Origin of the sequence: Pseudoflavonifractor sp. MSJ-30, from assembly GCF_018918045.1 — a bacterium.
GTDB lineage: Bacteria > Bacillota > Clostridia > Oscillospirales > Oscillospiraceae > Faecousia.
The window spans coordinates 13,812-28,970 of record NZ_JAHLPU010000040.1; the positions used below are offsets into that span (position 1 = coordinate 13,812).

The 15,159-nt window shown below is 56.7% G+C and carries 11 protein-coding genes; 8 read left to right on the forward strand and 3 right to left on the reverse strand.

Annotated elements, in window-relative coordinates:
• Positions 1–213 precede the first annotated feature (213 nt).
• Positions 214–2,646, forward strand: a complete 2,433-nt coding sequence (locus KQI10_RS05990; RefSeq protein ID WP_216566500.1) for a glycoside hydrolase family 3 protein — start codon at positions 214–216, stop codon at positions 2,644–2,646.
• Between the two features lie 145 nt (positions 2,647–2,791).
• On the opposite strand, the gene KQI10_RS05995 is transcribed toward KQI10_RS05990, so the two are convergent.
• Positions 2,792–3,268: an LURP-one-related/scramblase family protein gene (locus KQI10_RS05995; protein ID WP_216566501.1), complete on the reverse strand. Its 477-nt coding sequence runs from the start codon at positions 3,266–3,268 to the stop codon at positions 2,792–2,794.
• 395 nt (positions 3,269–3,663) lie between these two features.
• Here KQI10_RS05995 and KQI10_RS06000 point away from each other — a divergent pair, with 395 nt between their 5' ends.
• The 7 genes from KQI10_RS06000 to KQI10_RS06030 all read left to right on the forward strand — a co-directional run bounded on the left by KQI10_RS06000 (position 3,664) and on the right by KQI10_RS06030 (position 12,426).
• Complete coding sequence (locus KQI10_RS06000) at positions 3,664–4,563, forward strand: right-handed parallel beta-helix repeat-containing protein (protein ID WP_216566502.1); 900 nt, start codon at positions 3,664–3,666, stop codon at positions 4,561–4,563.
• A 16-nt stretch (positions 4,564–4,579) separates the two neighbouring features.
• Positions 4,580–4,942, forward strand: a complete 363-nt coding sequence (locus KQI10_RS06005; RefSeq protein ID WP_216566503.1) for a BlaI/MecI/CopY family transcriptional regulator — start codon at positions 4,580–4,582, stop codon at positions 4,940–4,942.
• 3 nt (positions 4,943–4,945) lie between these two features.
• Entirely contained in the window at positions 4,946–7,681 is a 2,736-nt protein-coding gene (locus KQI10_RS06010; RefSeq protein WP_216566504.1) for a M56 family metallopeptidase, read from the forward strand.
• 376 nt (positions 7,682–8,057) lie between these two features.
• Positions 8,058–9,572, forward strand: coding sequence for an amino acid adenylation domain-containing protein (locus tag KQI10_RS06015; RefSeq protein WP_216566505.1), 1,515 nt, complete (start codon positions 8,058–8,060; stop codon positions 9,570–9,572).
• A 4-nt stretch (positions 9,573–9,576) separates the two neighbouring features.
• On the forward strand, positions 9,577–9,810 hold the full coding sequence (locus KQI10_RS06020; RefSeq protein ID WP_216566506.1) for an acyl carrier protein: 234 nt from the start codon (positions 9,577–9,579) through the stop codon (positions 9,808–9,810).
• Positions 9,811–11,337, forward strand: a complete 1,527-nt coding sequence (locus KQI10_RS06025) for an MBOAT family protein (RefSeq protein ID WP_216566507.1) — start codon at positions 9,811–9,813, stop codon at positions 11,335–11,337.
• 15 nt (positions 11,338–11,352) lie between these two features.
• Positions 11,353–12,426 carry a hypothetical protein gene (locus KQI10_RS06030; protein WP_216566508.1) on the forward strand — a complete coding sequence of 358 codons (1,074 nt, stop codon included), beginning with the start codon at positions 11,353–11,355 and terminating at the stop codon, positions 12,424–12,426.
• 6 nt (positions 12,427–12,432) lie between these two features.
• Here the strand turns inward: KQI10_RS06030 and KQI10_RS06035 are convergent, their stop codons facing one another.
• Both KQI10_RS06035 and KQI10_RS06040 read right to left on the reverse strand, forming a co-directional pair.
• Positions 12,433–13,620, reverse strand: a complete 1,188-nt coding sequence (locus KQI10_RS06035) for an AI-2E family transporter (protein WP_216566509.1) — start codon at positions 13,618–13,620, stop codon at positions 12,433–12,435.
• 15 nt (positions 13,621–13,635) lie between these two features.
• The gene (locus KQI10_RS06040; protein ID WP_216566510.1) at positions 13,636–14,886 is read right to left on the reverse strand and encodes an HlyC/CorC family transporter; all 1,251 of its coding nucleotides are present in this window, start codon (positions 14,884–14,886) and stop codon (positions 13,636–13,638) included.
• Between the last annotated feature and the right edge of the window lie 273 nt (positions 14,887–15,159).

The following is a 15,159-nucleotide window of genomic DNA, read 5'->3' on the forward strand; positions in this document are numbered from 1 at the left end:
ATATCGATACAAAGATATCATAACACGCCTGCAATCAGAATTCAACCTTATTTTTCGGAAAAGTGCAAATTTCCTAAGAAATATTTCGGTGTCTCGCAGCGCTCGCCTTTTTCGGTTCTGTGCAATTCACAGAAAATTTCCCATTTCTGCATTGCGTCTTTTGGAATTTCTGCTATAATGAAGAAAAAGGAAGGCCGCAAAGGAGGACTCTGTATGGAAAATCAGCTTTTGGACTACGAACGGCAGCATCTGGAGCAGCTGCGTGCTCTGGCACCGGAATGCACCCTGTTTCTGAAGCGCAGCGGGAAACTGCCCCTTCCGGGCCCCTGTGAAATCGCGCTTTACGGCAGCGGCGCGCGGCATACGGTCAAGGGCGGCACCGGTTCCGGCGAGGTGAATTCCCGTTCTTTCCTCAATATTGAGGAAAGCCTTTCCCGGGCAGGTTTTCAGATTTTGACCAAAGACTGGCTGGACCGCTATGATGCCGTCCGGAAGGATGCCTACGCCGCTTTTCTCAAAAAGATCAGATCGGACGCCCGGAAGCACCGCACCTCGCCGTTGATCGAGGGCATGGGCGCCGTCATGCCGGAGCCGGAGTACGAGATTCCTCTGGAGCAGCGGTGCAACACGGCCGTTTACGTTCTCTCCCGGATTTCCGGCGAGGGCAGCGACCGGAAGGTTGTCCCCGGGGATGTGCTGCTCAGTGAAAGCGAAAAGCGGGATATTCTGGCATTGCAGGAAATGTACCCGGTGTTCCTTCTGGTTCTGAACGTGGGCGGCCCTGTAGACCTGTCCCCCGTTGTCCAGGATGTGGACGATATTCTTCTGCTGTCCCAGCTGGGCGTGCAGACCGGCGCGGTCCTGTCGGATATTCTGCTGGGCGAAGCCTACCCCAGCGGCAAGCTGACCACCTCCTGGGTACGCGGCGGCGACTTCTGCCCCCAGGCGGAGTTCGGCGAAAAAGAAGAGACCCACTATAAAGAGGGCATCTATGTGGGCTACCGCTACTATGACGCGGCCCATGTAAAGCCCCTGTTTCCCTTTGGCTTTGGTCTGGGCTACACGGATTTCCGGCTGGAGCCGGGGGCTGTGACTCTGGCAGGCGAGCAGGTCACCGTCAGCGCTCAGGTGCGCAATACCGGCGCGTTTTCCGGCAAGGAAGTGGTGCAGCTGTATCTTTCCAGTCCCTGGGGCGCGCTGGATCAGCCCGCACAGGCTCTGGCCGCCTACGGCAAGACCCGGGAACTGGCACCCGGCGAGAGCTGCCGCATGGAACTGCGCTTCAAAATGTCGGATCTGGCGTCCTTCGATGAGGCACGCAGCGCCTACGTTCTGGAAAAGGGCGACTATGTGCTGCGCTGCGGCAATTCCTCCCGGAAGTGCAAGCCCATGGCCCTGCTGCGGCTGACCCATGAGGTGGTGACCTTGCAGGCTAAGGATCTGCTGGGCAAGCCGGACTTCTCCGACTGGAAGCCGGAAGGCCCTGAGCCCGTTCCCGAAGGGCTGCCTGTCTATGTACTGGACGCTGAGTCCATCCCCACAAAAACCCTTTCCGATACCAGGACTCTGCGGCCGGACCCCATGGTTCAGGCACTGACGGATGAAGAGCTGGTATTTCTGAACATCGGCGGCTTCAAGCTGAAGGACCGCTCCGGTGTGGTGGGCGATTCCGGTTTCACCATCCCCGGCACCGCCGGAGAGACCACCTCCCAGTTGAAAGCCAAAGGCTTCCCCGCCATCATCATGGCCGACGGTCCCGCCGGCGTCCGCCTGGCCCGGGATTACTATGAAGATAAAAAAGGCGCCCACAGCCTGAGCAGCGCCATGCTGCCCACCATGATCGATCTTCTGCCCGCCCCGGTGCGTTCCTCTATGCGCAGGCAGAAAAAGCTGCCCAAGGGTTCCATGGTCAAGCACCGCTACGCCACCGCCATCCCCATCGGCACAGCCATTGCCCAGAGCTTCAGCCTGTCCCTGGCGGAGAGCTGCGGCGACATCGTGGGTGACGAGATGGAGCGCTTCGGCATCCACCTGTGGCTGGCCCCGGCCCTGAATATCCACAGGAGCATTCTCTGCGGCCGGAATTTTGAATACTTCTCCGAGGATCCCCTGGTCAGCGGTCTGACGGCGGCTGCCATCACCCGCGGCGTACAGAAGCATCCGGGCCGCGGCGTTACCATCAAGCACTTCGCCGCCAACAATCAGGAGACCAACCGCTACAATAACAACAGCAACGTGTCCCAGCGGGCCCTGCGGGAAATCTATCTGAAGGGCTTTGGCCTGTGCGTCCGGGAAAGCCAGCCCTGCGCCGTTATGACCTCCTATAACCTGATCAACGGTGTCCATACCTCTGAAAGCCGGGAGCTTACAGAGGACATCCTCCGGGGGGAGTTCGGCTTTCAGGGCATTGTCATGACAGACTGGGTGGTCGGCGGCAGCCTGATGTACAACAGCAAGCGCTACCCCATGCCCAACGCCGGAAAGGTTGCGCTGGCCGGAGGCGACCTGTTCATGCCCGGCAGCAAAGCGGATTACGACCGCTGTATGGCCATGGTCCGCTCCGGTGAGCTCCCCCGCTACCAGCTGGAGCTGAACGCAACGAGGGTCCTGCGCATGGCCCGGCGGCTAACGGAAGCCGCAGAATAAAGCACGCTGAATCAGCCCGCCGCGTTTTGAAGCGGCGGGCTGATTTTCACTTATTCAATGCCGGAATCTCCGCTATTGTGCTTCCCTTTGTCCCCTTTCCAAAGGCCGGGTCTGCGCGCCCTTTTTCAGGGTGGCCGATGTTTCTTTATCCGTTCCCTCTGGAGCACTTCTCCGCGTCAATGGCCAGAACCAGCATCAGCACGCCCAGGGCGTCGGCGCTGTCCGCTATATCCAGCACATAGGTATCTGTCCAGTGCAGAACTTCCTTGGACACCGTGGCGACCTGCCGAAGCGCGGCATCCAGGACCGTATAATCCCACTCAAATATCTCGCCCTGGACCTGCCAGCCGCTGCAATCCACAGTAAATTGGGGCCGGAAAAGGGTAAATTCCTTGCGGATGCAGCCTACATACCGATCTCCCAGGTACATCTCAAACTGGGGCCGCCAGGTGAATATCTTCTCCTTCACCGTGCCGACCTCCCGATTCCGGGCATCGAATATTTTCAGGCAGTGGCCCCAGGAGAGCTGCCCCTTTACGGTGTACACCGTGTTTCCGGCCTCGTCATAAATATCATAGCTGTCCAGCCAGGAAAACAAGCGCTGCTTGAAAAGCAATTTCATAAATAGCCTCCTATTCCGCGTCCCCGTTGTCCGGGGTATCCAAAAATGGTGGGTGACATTTTTTTCTTACAGGCAATGACCGTGTCCGGATTCACGTTTTCCGCGCCTCCGAAAACCCGCGTCGGAATCTGCGGGTCCTGCGAGGACAGTGCGGAAATTCCCGGCTTTTCCAGCCGCTCCAGCCGGGAAACTGCGATCTCTCGCTCCGCCTGTTTCTGTCTCTATTGCTTACTGAGTTAGTGGGTATTATATACCAAACGTCCTATATTTGTCAATCCGGTTCCATTTCTTAAGATTTTCCAAACCTCTTGACAGGGGAGGTCTAATATGTTAAACTCCTTTCAGAAAGGTCTAATGCATTAAATCTTATTGCAGACAAGAAAGGATGATTTTCCATGAAACGACTGACCTGTTCCCTGCTGACTTTTGCCATGCTGACCGCCCTGCTCTGCGGCTGCGGCGGCGGACAAGCCGCACCGGAAACCACCGCGGCGCCGCCCACCCTTCCCACACAGACCGCCGCCCCCGAAACCGGGCCGGAACCGGAGACCGAACCAGCGACCACCGTAGACGCTGTTCCCGTTGAAGAGAACGACCCCCACACATCCGCCCAGCCCGGTGCGGCCCAGCCGGTCATCGCAGGAACCCAAACAACCGTCCATGTATCCACCGCCGACGAATTTCTGGCTGCGCTGGCCCCCGATACGGAGATCATTGTGGACGCGGACCTGATCGATTTCAGCGCCGCCTCCAATTACGGCAAATCCGGCGGGGACTACTACCGCTGGGATGACCCCTTCGACGGTCCGGAGCTGGTCATTCAGAATCTCTCCAATCTGACCGTCCGGGGCTCCGGCGAAAATGCCACGGACAAGGTGCTCTCCTGCGTGCCCCGGTACGCGGACGTGCTGACCTTTGAGAACTGCTCCAATATCTACGTTACCCACATCACTCTGGGCCACACCCAGGAGCCCGGCTCCTGCATGGGCGGCGTGCTGCACTTCCAGAACTGCCAGAACGTGCTGGCCGAGGACTGCGACCTCTACGGCTGCGGCACTCTGGGCGTCATTGGCGACAGCTGTATGGATATGCAGATTATCAACAGTCTGATCCACGATTGCAGCGTGGGCGGCGCGGAGTTCACAAACTGCGTCAACGTCCGGGTGGACGGCAACACCTTCCGGGATTTGGGTAACGAATGGAACAAAGAAAACGGCATTGCCGCCCCTGTCTTCCGCATCTACGGCGGCCAGAACATCACCTGCAACGGGCAGGACGCAGCCCTCTTTCAATAAAAAGGAGCGTGTGATTATGGAGACCCCGAAAATCTTCGAGAGCGAGTACCGATTCTGTCTGCTGCTCTGGGAGTATGAGCCCATCAACTCCACCCATCTGGCGCACCTGTGCAGGGAAAAACTGGGCTGGTCCAAAGCCACCACCTATACGGTACTGCGCCGCTTGGCAGAGCGGGGTGTACTGAAAAACGAAAACGCTACGGTCACCAGCCTCGTTTCCAAGCAGGAGGTTCAGCGGTCCCGGCTGCGCCGGATGGTGGACGAGACCTTTGAAGGGTCCGTTCCCGCTTTTATCGCCGCCTTTTCCCACAGCAAGCAGCTGACAAAGCAGGACCGGGACCAGTTGCGGGATCTGATAAACAGCTACGAGGAGGAATAAGCCATGGACGTCTTTCTTTCCAGCCTGTTTACCGCCAGTGTCAGCGGCAGCATCGTGATTCTGGCTGTGCTTATTCTCCGGCTGGTGCTGCGCGGGACCCCTAAAAAATACATCTGCATACTCTGGATGGTGGCCGGACTGCGGCTGCTGCTGCCCGTCCCCCTGCAAAGCAAATTCAGCTTACAGCCGCCCGCCATCTCCCTGCCCAACAGCGAGGCGCCGCAAAAATTTCTTCTGCCCCTGTGGGCGGCCATTGCCTCGGTTCTGGTGCTGGTAAGTCTGTGCTCCTACATCCATCTGCGCGGTCAGGTGAAAAACGCCCGGAAGGTCCGGGGCGGCTGGGAATGCGAGGGGCTGGACACCGCCTTTGTGCTGGGCTTTCTGAAACCGAAGATCTACATCCCCGCCGGGGTCAGCGAGAACACCCGGCAGCAGATTCTGTCCCATGAGCGGACCCATCTGGACAAGGGGGACCACTGGATCAAGCTCATCGGCTTTCTGGCCCTGGTGCTGCACTGGTTCAACCCTCTGGTCTGGGTCAGCTATGCACTGCTGTGCAAGGATATCGAAATGGCCTGCGATGAGCGGGTGGTGCAGTTCATGGATCTGCCGGAGCGAAAGGCCTATTCCGCCGCGCTTCTGGACTGCAGCACCCGCAAAGTCCACTATGCCGCCTGCCCCGTGGCCTTTGGCGAGGTCAGCGTGAAATACCGGATCAAATCCGTGCTCAGCTACAAAAAGCCCGCCTTCTGGGCCAGCCTTCTGGGCATTCTCGCCATTGCCTTTGTGGCCGTCTGCCTGGGCACAAACCCGGTGGACAAGCGGGAGGACCCGGAAGCCGACCTCATTCAGAGCAGCCGGGAGACGCCGGAAAGCTTCACCCCCGCGGTGCTGCCGGAATCCCCGGCAAACCCGGACTGGGGCATTACGCCCGCCGTCTCCCATGTTACAACCACAGGCGGCACGCTGCTGCTGGAAATCGAGGAGCGGTTCTGCCGGGTTTCGGATTCTCTTCGCATTGCGGATTCCGCCCTGGAGCGCTGGAACGGTCAACAGTGGGAAGCGCTTCCTGCCATTTCCGACAATACGGATTTCGTTGCTCTGAACATGGGCTTCGCAAGCTTCCAAGCCAAGGAAAAAGACTACGAATCCCTGGAAATGAACTGGTCGCTGGAGTACGGCAGTCTCAGCGCCGGGGACTACAGGATTGTCATGACTCTGGCGGGCGACAGCCAGTCCGGCACCTTCTACGCGCCCTTCCACATCTACCGGGAAGCGCTCCCCAGCGCTCAGGAGGCGGCGCTGCTGCGCTGCAAGGATGCCCTGAAGGCTCTGAAGCTGCGCCCCACCTACTCCCTGCTCCGCAGTGAAAAGAACCTTCTGAACGACGAGCTCTCCCCCGTCTCCCGGATCACCCTCGACGGGCAAAAGGCGCGCACAGACTATTTTGCCGGAGAATTCCCCGCTTCCAGTCTGATTACCGAGGCGGATGTCTGGGATCTGAACCGCATTTGCCGGCAGTGGATCGACCCTTTCCAGCTTGAGGAGGACCGCAGGATTCTGTTCCCCGAGGGGCAAAGCGTCATCAGCGACCGGGAGGTTTCCTTCCGCACCGTCTGGGCGGACAGCGACGGGACCGCTTACTACGGCAGCGACAGCTACCGCTTCGACGCCTCCGGAAATCTGGCCTCCGTGGACCGGCTGGTCACGGACGCCGCGGGCACGGTTCTTTCCCACGACCGGCTGGAGGTGCTGCTCCTGGGGCAGATGAGCTGCAGCAGCTACATTCACGAGATCGATTCTCTGGACTATGAGGATCCCTTTACCGCCCGGGAAAAGTCCCCCTGGAATATTGGCTTTCTGGTAGAGGACGATCTGTTGGAGCCAACCGGCGGCAAGCTCTGGTTTAACTGGCTGGGCATCGGCGTCGGGAACTACACCGCAGATTCCAACTACTGGATGGAAAAACGCATGGGAAGCAACTGGCAGCGGCTCCTTGGAGAGGATGTAACCTTCCCCTTCGGCGTTACGCTAAGCCCGCTCAGCGGGCAGAGCCAGTGCCTCCAGCTGGACTGGTCGGACACCTACGGCAGTCTGGAATCCGGTGTCTACCGGATCGGCACCCGGTTTTACAACGGTGAAGAGAGCATCATCCAGTACGCCGAGTTTGCCATCAGTCCCACCGGCGGCATCCACGGTGAAGGCGGCGAAGCGGCCATGGCCCGGATTGACGCCGCTCTGGAAAAGCTGAAAAACGGCAATTACCACGTGCGGAAGCTCGAGTCCGGCAGCATCTTCACACCGGAGGACACGGTTCTCACCGAGGAATTCTGGCAGTATAACGGTGAGCTGGCCGAATCCTACTACAACAACGCGGGCAGCTACAGCCATACCTATATTGAAGCCACCGCAGATATCCAGTATGGTCTCTGGTACGACTACAGCTACTACCATCAGCCCTACGAAAGCATCTATTTCCCCGAGGGCCAGAGCATCATCTCCGATCGGGAGATCACCTTCCTCCACAGCTACTCCCAGACCGCCGGCGACAATCCCCTTATCCGCTACACCTACCGCTTTGACGGGCAGGGGAACCTGACGGAGATCGAATACGTGGGCTTCGACGACGCGTGGGAGGGCTTCGTGACGCGCTATGTTCTCACAGACACCCCGGACACGGTGATTCAGGAAAAAATGGAAACCTTCCGGCAGGAAAACGCTGTCAGGACGCAGCGTTGAACACAAAAACGCCAGGGAACGAAAAACGTTCTCTGGCGCTTTTCCGATTGTCAAAGGCCCCGGCCGCTCACCTTTTCCCCCGGCCGAAAGCATGCTTCCGGCAGTCATTGTCAGATCAGCCCCAGCGCGCAGGGCAGCTTTCTCCCGAAACGGTTTGACTCTGCCCTGAGGAACCTCTGATGAAACCGGCAGGAGCTGAGAGCGAGCGATTTGGAATTGTCTCGCAATACCCTGTCGAGAATTCCATAAGGGCCTTGCCATTTGGGGAAAGCTGTGGTACAATCGACCGTGGAAAATTGGAAAAAGCTACCGTTTCTCCGCTTTCGGAGGAGCAACGGACATTTTCTTCCGCCGCGTACAAGGAGGAAACAGAAGTATGATCAAAAACATCGTGGATTACCTGGAGATCACCGAACGAAAATACGGCAGTAAGATGGCCTATTGCGATGAAAACCGGGAAATCACCTTTTCCGGGTTGAAGGAAAGCGCCCTGGCCATTGCCGGGGGTCTGCTGGACCATGTGCGGATCGGCACGCCTGTGCTGGTCTATATGAACAAGAGCGTAGAGGTCATCGAGGCTTTTCTGGGCGTCGCCTACACCGGCGGCTTTTATGTGCCCATTGACATCCAGATGCCCTATGAGCGGGTAAAGCTGATTATCGACACGCTGGGAGCCAAAACCCTGCTGGCCCGCAGAGGGGACGAAATCCCTGAGGCCGTGAAAAAGGATTGCACCGTATTCTATATTGAGGACTTCAAGGCGCGCTTCGTCGTCCGGCCGGACGAGATTCAGGCCCGGCAGCGCCGGTCCATCGACACGGATCCCGTGTATGCCATTTTCACCTCCGGCTCCACCGGCGTGCCAAAGGGCGTTCTGGTAAGCCACCGGTCCGTAATCAACTTCACGGAATGGTGGTGCGAGACCTTTGAATTTGACGAGAACGAGGTTTTCGCCAACCAGACCCCCTTCTACTTCGATGCCTCCGTCAAGGATATCTACGCCACGCTGCGCTGCGGCGCGACCATGCACATTGTTCCGAAGAAATACTTCTCCCTGCCAAAAAAGCTGGTTCACTACCTGAATGAGAAGCGGATCACCTGCATCGACTGGGTGCCCTCCGCTCTGTGCATGATTGTCAATTTCCGGGCTCTGGACAAGGAGAAGCCGGAATACCTGAAAAAGGTCATGTTTCTGGGAGAGGTCATGCCCACGAAGCAGTTCAATATGTGGCGCGCCGCCCTGCCGGAGGTCAGATACGCCAACCTGTACGGCCCTACGGAGGCCACCGGCGACTGCACCTATTATAAAATCGAGCGGGAATTTGAGGATTCCGAGCCGATTCCCATCGGCTTTGCCTGCAACAATACGGAGGTTCTGCTGCTGGACGGCGATACCCTTGTTACCGAAAAGGACACCATTGGCGAAATCTGCGTCCGGGGCTGCTCTCTGGCCCACGGCTATTTCAACAACCCGGAAAAAACCGCCGAGGCCTTTGTCCGCAACCCCCTGCAGAAGAATTACTACGAACGGATCTACCGCACCGGCGATCTGGGAAAATACAACGCCTACGGCGAAATTGTCTTTATGGCCCGGAAGGACTCCCAGATCAAGCACATGGGCCACCGCATCGAGCTGGGCGAGATTGAGACGGCCCTCAGCGCCGTGCCCGGCGTCCGCAGAGGCTGCTGCCTGTACGAACACAGCACCCAGAAAATCGTGGCTCTCTTCGAGGGGGACAGGGACACCAGAGAACTGACCGAGGCGCTGAAGGAAAAGCTGCCCGGCTATATGCTCCCCAACCGGTTTGTCGCCCTGAAGGAAATGCCCATCAATCTCAACGGAAAAATTGACAGAACTCTGCTGAAGCAGCTGTACATAAAGGAGAAATAAAGCTATGAGAGAACATATTCTGGAAGTTCTGACATCCGTCCGGCCCGACGTGGACTTTACGCGGGAGACCAGCCTGATCGACGACAACATTCTGGAGTCCTTCGACGTGATCCAGATCGTCACCTCCCTGATGGATGAATTTGACGTCGACATCGATGCCGACGACATTGAGCCCGAGAACCTGAACGATCTGGACGCCATCTGCGCCCTGGTAGAAAGCAAGCTGGCCGGGCGTTAAATGGAACTGAAGTCGTTAACCTATGTGGTCTTTGCCCTGGCGGTGGCGGCGCTCTACTATGGGGCCGGAGCCGTAAAATACGGGCAGCGGATTGTCCTGCTGGCGGCGAATCTGGTCTTTATCGCTGCGACCTCCGGCAAGAAATCCCTAGCGATTATCACGCTCTGCGTTGCCATTTCCTTTTTTGCGGGGCTATGCATTGAAAAGGCGGTTCTTGCGAATCAGAAAAGCAGGGCGCGCAGGCTCTTTTGGCTGGATGTAATTGTGTCCCTTGCGATCCTGTGCTATTTCAAGTTCTTTAAGGACACCTTTGTTCTGTTGCAGGGCTTTCTCGCGGGACGGGGCATTGCTGTCAGCGAATTGCTCTCGCCCATTGGCCTGTCCTATTTTACCCTGACTATGATTGCCTACGCCAATGACATTTACCACAAAAAGCACCCGGCTGAGCACAATTTCCTGAACTACTTCGTCTTTATCACCTATTTCCCGTCCATCGTCCAGGGCCCCATCAACCTTTATAAGAAAACAGCCCCCCAGTTCAAACTCCGGCATCAACCCTCCGCGGAGAAAATCACCATGGGGCTTCAGCGTTCCCTGTGGGGCTATATCAAAAAGGTAGTTATCGCGGACCGGATCGGCATTCTGGTCATGGCCATTCTGAAGGATGAAGCCGCCGGTGGGTTCCTCCTTTTCTGGGCCATGGTGCTATACAGCTTCCAGATCTATGCGGATTTTTCCGGCGGCATCGATGTGATTATGGGCTTGTCCGAAATGCTGGACATTTCGCTGACGGAAAATTTTCGTGCTCCTCTGGTTTCCAGAAGCATTACGGAATTCTGGCAGCGCTGGCATATGTCTCTGGGCGAGTTTATGGAGAAGTATCTGTACTATCCCATTGTGCTGAACCGCTCTGTTATGAAATTCTCCAAAAGAATCCACAACAGCTATCTGAAAAAAGTGTTTTCCGCCACGCTGGCCTCCGTGGTCGTCTTTGTGCTGGTGGGCATCTGGCACGGAACCGGCTGGAACTATGTGGTATACGGCTGCTACCAGGCGTTCTTTGTTTCCACCGCCGTACTGCTGGGGCCCTGGTATAAAAAGGTGCGGGCGGGGCTGCATATCAACGAGAACGCGGCGAGCTGGAAGCTCTTCCAGTCCCTGCGCACCTTCCTCATCCTGACCTTCGGCCGCTTCTTCATCCGGGCAAAGGATCTGCCCCAGGCCTTTTCCCTTATGCGGCGGACTTTCCGGAATTTCAGCTGGCGGCAGATATACGTCCTGTTTGACGGTACGCTGAGCAATTACGGTCTGGACTGCAAAAACATCCAGCTGATGTATCTGGGCATTCTGCTGCTGATCGCCGTGGATATCCTCCACGAGCGGAAGGTGAAGCTCCGGGAAACCCTCTGCCGTCAGGACGTAGTAACCCGATTTGTCATCTATCTGCTGGCCGTCTTCGCCATTGTGATCTTTGGCATCTATGGGCCGGAGTTCAGCAGTTCTTCCTTCATCTATCAGGAATTCTAGGGGGAAGCCGCGTTTATGAAAAAGTTTTGCATCCGAATTCTCGTTTTTATTCTGCTCTTCGCCCTGTGCTTTGCCGGGCTGCAAGGTATTCTGCACTACAGATGGTCCGGCAATGAGGACCTGTATACCAGAAACATCCTCTATTCTCAGGCAAGCCCCGATTCTATCGACGTCCTGTGCATTGGCACCAGTGAGCTGTATGCCATGTATGACCCTATCGTGACCTATGAGGAGGCGGGCATCACCGGCTATAACTTTGCGATCACCTTCCGCTGTGCCATGACGGCCTACTACCAGCTGCTCTACGCCCTGGAATATCAGACGCCCAGTGTGGTCATCTGCGACTTCGTTTCCCTGTTTGACGATGTGCTGCCCAGAAATCAGGAAAGCATCTACCGGAAGGTCGTGGAGAGTATGCCGGACAAGGCCCTGAAGGAGCAGATGATCCGGGAAATCTGCGCCGTGGACGATACCCAGTCCTATCTTTCCTGGAAGTTCCCCATGCTCCGGTATCACAGCCTGTGGAGCGAGCTGACGGAAGAAAACTTCCAGCCGGACCATCAGGTGAACGCCGCTTACCCCGCTTTCAAAAAGGGGGCCATGCTCAATAACGAGCGCTATCAGAAGGAACCCCTGGCCATCACGCCGGACCTCTGGGATTACACGGAGGCGGTGGATACCTTTTCCGAATTCAGCGTCGGGTATTATGACAAAATCATAGAGCTTTGCAGGAGCAAGGGCATTGAGGTTGTGGCCGTTACCCCGCCAAAAATCCAGGACGCGGCCATCTATGCCGCCAAAGCAGACAAAATGCACGCCTATTTTGAAGCCCGGGAGGTTCCCTGGCTGAATTACTGCACCTATGACCAGGTCCAGCGTCTGGGGCTGAACCTGGAGGATTATTACTATGACCGCAGCCACCTGAACGTCTCCGGCTCCATCGTCCTGTCCAGGGCGCTGGCCCACGATTTGACGGAAGTCATGAATCTGGAGGATCACCGGGGTGACCCGGCCTACGCCGCCGAATGGGAAGATGTTCTGCCCCAGTTCCACACCTGGCTGGACGAGATCGGCGTCAGCGCGTCCTGACCTGTCTCAGCTCCGTGCGTCCGCCTTCTTCATGAACTCCATGTAAAGGCTATACAGCACCGCGCAGACCGGGACGCCGAAAAGCATTCCCAGTATCCCGAACGCCTCGCCGCCGACCGTGACGGCCATCAGTACAAGCAAGCCGGGGAGGCCAACGGACTTCCCCACAACCTTTGGATAGATCAGATTGCCCTCCACCTGCTGTAAAATCAGCAGGAAGATAACAAACCACACCGCTTTGACGGGGTTCGCAAGCAGGATCAGAAGCGTTCCCAGTCCGCCGCCAAGCCACGCGCCAAAGATTGGGACCAGCGCGGTAACGGCAACGAACGCGGAAACCGCGCCGGCATAGGGAATTCCCAGAATCAGCATTCCCAAAAGGCAGAGAACCCCGATAATGACAGCCTCGGTAAGCTGTCCACTGACAAAGTTTGTGAAGGTCTGGTTCGTAAGCGCAGCGATGCTCAGGAGTCGCTGCGCTTTTCTCTGCGGCAGCACCGTTACGGCCAGCCTTTTCATATGGGCAGCCACAACTTCCTTTTGGGCAAGCAGATACAGGGCAAACACGAAGGCCAGCAGCACATCCACCAGTCCCGAAAGAATCGACGTCGCCGCTCCCCACGTCACCGTAATGATCCCGCTGCCCTCATTGTTGATAAAGGCCGTGATTTTTTCGATCAGCAGGTCGGTATCGATGGTGTATTCCGGCAGGACAATATTATACCGCTGTGCGAAACGAACGGTATCGGACCACCAGTGCCCGATTTTCTCGGTGTACCCCGGAACATTGCGGATAAACTCCTCGCCGGATTCCCGCAGGCTCGGAATCATCATAAAAACGACGGCAAACAGGAAGCCAAGCACCAGCGCGGTGCTGAGCGTGAGGCATACGGGTCTGGCAAGCTTCCGGGGCGCTTTCCCGAATACCCTGTGCCAGCGGCGCTCCAGCGGCTGGAGTACCACATTGATGAGGAACGCAATGCCGCCGCCAAGCAGGAACGGGGAAAACAGCGCAAGCACCCTACCGCAGCCCTGGGCCACAGTCTCCAGATTGAGAAGCGCCCACACGAAGAGAATCAGCAGCAGCGCCACCCGGACGATGTACCGGACAATGCTTTTGTCGGGCATTCCGCTATTCCGGCAGTCGGCATTGCCGCGCCGGTCTTCGGCAGTATCCTGTGAATTTTTTGCCATAGTTCCTCCCTGCCGCTACTGCGGGCATTCCTGTGCCGCGGCACATTGCTTTACCGTGATTGCGGATACTCTGTAGGCGCTCAGCTCGGAAACCGTGATCTCCAGATGCTGTGCGGTGAAGGATTCCCCCTTGACAGGGACCCTGTTCAGCTGCTCCATGACCCAGCCGCCCACAGAAACACTGTCGGACTCCAGCTTGACGTCAAAGAAGTCCATAAAATCCTCCAGGCTCACCGAGCAATCCACCCGGTATGTGTCTTCTCCCAGCTTTTTGAAGTCCTCTTCCACTTCATCGTGTTCGTCCCAGATTTCGCCCACCAGCTCCTCCAGAATATCCTCCATGGTGACAATGCCCAGCGTTCCCCCGAAATCGTCCACAACCACGGCGATATGGGACTTCTTATGCTGGAGCATTTTCAGAATATCCCGGATTTTTGTGTGCTGATAGACAAACAGAGGCTCCGTCATAATCTCCGCAATAGGCTGGTCTGTCATGCTGCCGTTGATGTAAAAATCCTTCTGATGGAGAACACCGACTATCTGGTCAATGGTATCCCGATAGACCAGCAGGCGGGAAAAACGGGACTGCGTAAAGGCTTGCGCGATTTCCGCATGGCTCTCATTGACGTCCACGGCTTCCAGCTCAATCCGGTGCGTCAGAATTTCCTCCGCCGTCAGTTCCCGAAACTCCAGCGCGTTTCGCAGAAGCTCACCCTCGTTTTCGTCAATGCTGCCGTCCTGTTCCACGTCCTCCATGAACAGAAGCAATTCCTCATGGGACATTTTCGCGTTGTTATCTGTCTTAACGAAATGGGAGACGAGCCGCTTCCACTGGGAAAAGAGGAAATTCAGCGGCGTCAGTACCCATATCCACAGATGGATAAAGGGCGCGCTGAACATGGCGAACCGCTCGGGCATGTCCTTTGCGATGCTCTTGGGTGTGATCTCCCCAAAAATCAGGACGACCACCGTCACAACCACCGTGGAGATCGTGGCCCCGGCATCCCCGTAGAGTTCGACAAACAAAAGGGTTCCAATGGACGCGACAGAGATGTTTACAATGTTGTTTCCGATCAGAATGGTGGAAATCAGCCTGTCATAGTCCTCGGCAAGCCGGAGCGCCAGCGCCGCCCGCTTGTTTCCGTCATCGGCCAGAACCTTCAGTCTGGTTTTGTTCAAAGAAGAGAATGCCGTTTCTGTCGCGCTGAAATAGGCGGACATGGCAACGCAGGCCACCATTGCGAAAATACTTCCAAAATAATTCATACAAAGCTCCTTTATTTTCTGTTCATGCCGCAAAAAACGGCATACCTATGCCCTATACCGCAGCAAAGGGCGCAGATATGCCATATACAAACAGACTATATCGGGGCAATTGTCCGTATCGCCGCTACTGTCGTATTCCACGAAATCCTCCTCCTTCTCCCGTCTGTCATTCACAGGGCCCGGGGTTTTATGCTTTTTATCATACCATATCCGCGGTGTAGATTTGGTAAAGAAACCGGCGCAGTTTCCTGTCATCCGGGAGAAATTCTTGAA

Excerpts from the sequence above, each read along its gene's own strand:
- KQI10_RS06040 (WP_216566510.1), bottom strand. The coding sequence starts at position 14,886 with ATGAATTATTTTGGAAGTATTTTCGCAATGGTGGCCTGCGTTGCCATG.
- KQI10_RS06000 (WP_216566502.1), top strand. The coding sequence starts at position 3,664 with ATGAAACGACTGACCTGTTCCCTGCTGACTTTTGCCATGCTGACCGCC.
- KQI10_RS05995 (WP_216566501.1), bottom strand. The coding sequence starts at position 3,268 with ATGAAATTGCTTTTCAAGCAGCGCTTGTTTTCCTGGCTGGACAGCTAT.
- KQI10_RS06030 (WP_216566508.1), top strand. The coding sequence starts at position 11,353 with ATGAAAAAGTTTTGCATCCGAATTCTCGTTTTTATTCTGCTCTTCGCC.
- KQI10_RS06035 (WP_216566509.1), bottom strand. The coding sequence starts at position 13,620 with ATGGCAAAAAATTCACAGGATACTGCCGAAGACCGGCGCGGCAATGCC.
- KQI10_RS06005 (WP_216566503.1), top strand. The coding sequence starts at position 4,580 with ATGGAGACCCCGAAAATCTTCGAGAGCGAGTACCGATTCTGTCTGCTG.
- KQI10_RS06010 (WP_216566504.1), top strand. The coding sequence starts at position 4,946 with ATGGACGTCTTTCTTTCCAGCCTGTTTACCGCCAGTGTCAGCGGCAGC.
- KQI10_RS06015 (WP_216566505.1), top strand. The coding sequence starts at position 8,058 with ATGATCAAAAACATCGTGGATTACCTGGAGATCACCGAACGAAAATAC.
- KQI10_RS06025 (WP_216566507.1), top strand. The coding sequence starts at position 9,811 with ATGGAACTGAAGTCGTTAACCTATGTGGTCTTTGCCCTGGCGGTGGCG.
- KQI10_RS05990 (WP_216566500.1), top strand. The coding sequence starts at position 214 with ATGGAAAATCAGCTTTTGGACTACGAACGGCAGCATCTGGAGCAGCTG.
- KQI10_RS06020 (WP_216566506.1), top strand. The coding sequence starts at position 9,577 with ATGAGAGAACATATTCTGGAAGTTCTGACATCCGTCCGGCCCGACGTG.